The organism is Streptomyces rubellomurinus (genome assembly GCF_000961885.1).
GTDB classification, from domain to species: domain Bacteria; phylum Actinomycetota; class Actinomycetes; order Streptomycetales; family Streptomycetaceae; genus Kitasatospora; species Kitasatospora rubellomurina.
This window is the reverse complement of the sequence record NZ_JZKH01000196.1, coordinates 1-4463: the sequence shown is the minus strand read 5'-3', so window position 1 is coordinate 4463 and position 4463 is coordinate 1. Positions and strand designations below refer to the sequence as shown.

Genomic DNA, 4463 nt, shown 5'->3' with positions numbered 1-4463 from the left:
CGCCGTCGCCGCGTACGCGCTGACCGGCTCCCCCGAGCCCGCGCCCCCGGTGGCCGCTCCGCCGGCCACCAGCGCGCCGGCCGCCCCCAGCCCGGCTCCCCCCGCGCCGCCGGCCCCGGCTCCGGCGCCCAGCAGCGCCGCCCCGGCCCCGGAGGCGCCCGCGCCGAGCAAGGCCCCGGCCCCGGCGCCGACACCCACCCCGGCGCCCTCGAAGGCGCCGAGGACCGCACCGCCCGTCCGGAACAGCCCGGCGCCCGCGCCGGTCGACGCGCCGACGCCGGTGCCCGAGCCGACCCTGCCGCCGGTGCCGACGCCCGCCATCCCGGACATCCCGGTGCCGACCGTCCCGACGATTCCGACCGTCCCGCCGGTCCCGACGCCCACCGTCGTGCCGCCGTCGCCGCCGGCCCCCAGCGACTTCTGGGCCGACGCGCTGCCGGTGCACAAGCCCGGCGGCCACCGGGAGCCGCCCAGCGGGCCGAGCATCCGGCAGAAGGGCAGCGACAGGTTCCAGCAGCGCGACGGCGCCTGGATCGGCGGCGAGTACCACCCGCACGCCGTCACCGTGCACGCGCCGGCGACCACCCTGATCGACCTCAACCGCAGCTGCACGTCCTTCGACGCCGTGGCCGGGGTGGACGACGCCACGCTCACGCCGGGCGGCGTGGTCTTCACCGTCCAGAGCGGCGACGGCAGCACCCTGTGGCGCTCCCCCGCGCTGAGCGAGGGCGACGAAGCGGTGCCGGTGCACGTGCCGCTGGCCGGGCAGACCTCGATCCGGCTGGTGGTCACGCCGGTGCACGGGATCTGGTCGGCGCTGAACATCGCGGACTGGGCCGAGGCCCGGTTCAGGTGCTCCTGAACCGGGCCTCGTGAAGGGGCGCGCGGATCAGATCGCGCAGGCGCCGTCCGCGCAGGCCTCGCCGGCCGGGGCGACCGGCTGCGGGGCCGGGCGGCGCTCGCCGATCTCGGCGGCGACCTGCTCCAGCACCTTGCGGAAGGTCTCGGCGTCCTGGGCGCCCTGGACCGCCCACTTGCCCTCGAACACGAAGGTCGGCACGGCGGTGATGCCCAGCTCGCGGGCCTCGGCCAGCTGGGCGTCGACCTCGGCGGCGCCCTCGTCGCCCGCCAGGTAGGCGGCCGCCCGCTCCCGGTCCAGACCGGCGGAGGCGGCGACCTCGGCCAGCGCGGCACGGTCGCCGACGTCGACGCCGTCGGTGAAGTGCGCCTTCAGCAGCGCCTCCTTCAGCCGGCCCTGCACCTCGGCGCCGTACTCGGTCTCGGCGAGGTGCAGCAGGCGGTGGCCCAGCAGGGTGTTGGCGTGCAGCGCGGCGTCGAAGTCGTACGTGATGCCCTCGGCGAGGCCCAGCTCGGCCACCCGGGCGTCCATCGCCACGGACTGCGGGCCGTAGCGCTCGGCCAGCCAGGCGCGGTGCGGGCTCGCCGTCTCCGGCGCGTCCGGGACCAGCTGGTACGGGCGGTAGACGACCTCGACGCCGTCCTTGCCCGGGAAGCCCGCCAGGGCCTGCTCGAAGCGGCGCTTGCCGACGTAGCACCACGGGCAGGCGATGTCGCTCCAGATCTCGACCTTCATGCGGGGTGGCTCCAGGGGGTTGCGGGGACAGGGGTGTCAGGGTGGGTGAACGGTGAACCATCTCGGGACATTCCCGGCACGCCCCGCGCCGCCGGACGCGTGCGGCGCGGCTGCGGGGGTCGGTCCGGCGGGGCGGGCCATGATGGCGGGGCCGCGGACCACGGGTGCGAGCGGCTTCGGCGGTAGGGGCGGTTTCGGTGGTGAGGAGGCTGTGCGGTGGCCGGTGTGAGCCCCGGGCGGGACGTGCCCGTCGTGCTGTCGGTGCTCGGGCGTCCGCCGGTCGGGCGGCCGCCGGGCGTGCTGGCGGCCTGCGACGGCTCGGACGGCTCGCTGTGGGCGCTGGACCGGGCGATGACGGAGGCGGAGCTGTTCGGGCTGCCGCTGTACGTGCTCGCCGTGGTGAACCCGGCCCCGGCCGGCTACCCGCCGGGGATGGCGGAGCTGGTGCAGGAGAGCGTGGAGACGCTGGTCGAGAGCATGGCGGACGGGCTGCGCCGCGCCGTCACCGCCGTGCAGCGGCAGCGGCCCCGCCCGTACGCCGGGGAGATGTCGCTGCACGTGGTGCTAGGCAACGTGATCGAGGTGCTGCTGGAGGCCTCGACCCGGCAGCACACGCTGGTGCTCGGCACCCGGGGCAACGGGGGCTACGCCCGGCTGCTGCTGGGGTCGGTGTCCTCGGCGGCCGTGCACCACGCGGCCTGCCCGGTGCTGGTCGTCCCGGCGCCGCCCGATCCGCGGGAGGCCGTCAGGGCGTGAGGGCGTGCTGCCGGGGTTGCGGGAGGCCGGTCCAGCAGGCGCCGTGCCGGCGGGCGCGCAGCCGGCGCAGCCAGAGCTCGGTGGAGACCAGCTCGGCGAGGCCGGCCAGGTCCGCCGGGGAGAGCGGGGTGTCGGGGTCGGCGCCGTGGGCGAGCCGGGCGCGGACGGCGGGGAGGTCGATCAGGCCCGCCTCGGCGAGCAGGGGGGCGTCGAAGAGCTCGGCGAGGCCGTCCGCGGCGAGGCGCAGGCCCTCCCGGGCGGGGGCGGTGCGGTCGGGGCGGGGGCCGCGGCCCCAGTCGGGGGGCAGGTCGGTGCGGCCGGCGCCGGTGAGGACGGCGCGCAGCAGGGCGTGCCGGGCGCCGGGCTGGAGGCGGACGTCGTCCGGGAGCAGCCGGGCGGCGCGGACCACCTGGTTGTCGAGGAAGGGCGCGTGCAGGCGTTGGCCGGGTTGTTCGGCGGCGTGCACGAGCGTGCGGAAGGAGCGCGCCTGCCGGTAGAGGGCGTGCCGGGCCCGGTGCGCGCCGGGATGGTCCTCGGGCGCCGGTCGGCGCGCCGCCAGTCGCAGCCGGAGCGCGACCGAGGAGAGCGCCTCGTCGGAGAGCCAGCGGGCGGCCGGGCCGGGGACGCACCAGGCGAGGTCGACGGCCGAGCGGTGGCCCGCGGTGCCGGCGCCGTCCGGGACGTGCCGGGCGGTGAGCCGGGCGGCCGCCTCGTCCAGCGCCTCGGCGTACCGGACCCGGGAGAGCCGGTGGGCGGCCCGGACCACGGTGAGCGGGGTGCGCAGCGCGCCGGCCAGCACGCCCACGGCGGCCCGGTCGGCGCCGGCCAGCGCGGCGACCGGGGGCAGGAGTTCGCGCGGGCGGCCGGCCCGGAGCAGGTCGGCGAGCCGGGCCGGGTGGCCGTCCAGGACCTGGCGGGCGCCGTAGCCGGTGAGGTGGTCGGTGCCGCCGGCGTCGAAGCGGGCCTCGGCGCGGGCGGCGGCGACGAGTTCCGGGCCGGGCTCGTCGGTGAGCCGGCCGGCCTGCGGGTCGGCGCCCGGCCCGGCGTACGGGAGGGTGCCGGGGGCGGGGTCGAGGACGGTGTGCCGCAGCCGGGGGGTGTCGGGGGCGAGCGCGAGGACGGCCGGGGCGGCGGTCTCGCCGAGCGTGACGGCGGCCAACTGCTCGGGGGCGGACGGCTCCCGGGCGGCGGCGCGGGCCCAGGAGCCCTTCACCGCGCCGTTGCGGGCGCCGCCCCGGCCGCCGCCCGTCCGGGCCCCGGGCACGGCCGCCGTCGTCGCCGCCGGTGCGGTCGGCGGCAGCGGGACGGCGGCGGCGAGCAGGGCGACGGTCGCGGAGGCGGTGCCGTAGGAGAGGTCGACGCCGAGCCGGGCGCGGCCGTCCGGCCCCTGCGTGGGCACCGTGGTGCGGACCCGGGAGCGGACCGACTCCAGGAGGGCGCGGGTGAGTTCGCGGATCGCCGGGGCCTCGCCGCGGGCCTGGTCGGCGCCGGCCGTCTCGTCGTAGGCGTCCAGGTACGGGCGGCCGTCGCGGACGGCGAGCACGTGGCCGGGCGGCACCCGCTCGACGCCCAGGTACGGGGTGCCGGTGCCGAGCGCCTCCGGCGATTCCGGGCAGGCCAGCCGGGCGGCGAGGTGGCCGGTGTCCAGCCGGGCGCCGACCAGGTCGGCGAGCGGGAGGGCGGCGGTGGCGTACGCGGTGCCGCCGGCCCACGGGGTGTGGAAGACCGGCTGGGCGCCGGCCAGGTCGGTGAGCAGCAGGGTGGAGCGGGTGCCGGTGCGCAGCACGACGGTGTGGCTGCCGGGCCAGGCGGTGAGGTGGCGGACGGCGCCGCCGCGGGCGGCGGCGAGGCCGGCGGCGAGTTCGGCGTCGGTGGCGCCGCAGTGGCCGAGGACGGCGAGCCGGGAGGTGGCGGGGGTGTCCTCGACCTGGTCGGGGGCGGTGGGGCCGGTGGTGACGGTGGCGGGGGCGCCGGGGCGGAGGGTGACCAGGCGGATCTCCTCGGGGCGCCAGTCGCCCACCGCCCAGAGCGGGTTGGGCCCGCCCCACAGGGGGCGCGCGGCGATCGGCGCGACCGCCGCGAGGGCTTCGCGCGCCGGTGTGCCCGCCCGGGA

The 4463-nt window shown here is 79.4% G+C and carries 4 protein-coding genes and 1 pseudogene; 2 read left to right on the top strand and 3 right to left on the bottom strand.

Annotated elements, in window-relative coordinates; translation table 11 throughout:
• Positions 1 to 321 (bottom strand): annotated as a pseudogene (locus VM95_RS43045) (potassium/proton antiporter); the annotation flags it as partial.
• On the opposite strand from VM95_RS43045, the gene VM95_RS43040 reads away from it, so the two are divergent.
• Entirely contained in the window at positions 305 to 862 is a 558-nt protein-coding gene (locus VM95_RS43040; RefSeq protein ID WP_157882302.1) for an NPCBM/NEW2 domain-containing protein, read from the top strand. The pseudogene VM95_RS43045 and the gene VM95_RS43040 overlap by 17 nt on opposite strands.
• Before the next feature lie 27 nt (positions 863 to 889).
• Here the strand turns inward: VM95_RS43040 and VM95_RS37080 are convergent, their stop codons facing one another.
• The gene (locus VM95_RS37080; RefSeq protein ID WP_045705639.1) at positions 890 to 1594 is read right to left on the bottom strand and encodes a DsbA family oxidoreductase; all 705 of its coding nucleotides are present in this window, start codon (positions 1592 to 1594) and stop codon (positions 890 to 892) included.
• Positions 1595 to 1810: 216 nt separating this feature from the next.
• Here VM95_RS37080 and VM95_RS37075 point away from each other — a divergent pair, with 216 nt between their 5' ends.
• The gene (locus tag VM95_RS37075; protein WP_052706462.1) at positions 1811 to 2350 is read left to right on the top strand and encodes a universal stress protein; all 540 of its coding nucleotides are present in this window, start codon (positions 1811 to 1813) and stop codon (positions 2348 to 2350) included.
• Here VM95_RS37075 and VM95_RS37070 read toward each other — a convergent pair.
• Positions 2340 to 4463, bottom strand: a 2124-nt coding sequence (locus VM95_RS37070) for an asparagine synthase-related protein (RefSeq protein WP_045705637.1), incomplete at its 5' end; no start/stop codon positions are given. The genes VM95_RS37075 and VM95_RS37070 overlap by 11 nt on opposite strands.

Excerpts from the sequence above, each read along its gene's own strand:
- VM95_RS37080 (WP_045705639.1), bottom strand. The coding sequence starts at position 1,594 with ATGAAGGTCGAGATCTGGAGCGACATCGCCTGCCCGTGGTGCTACGTC.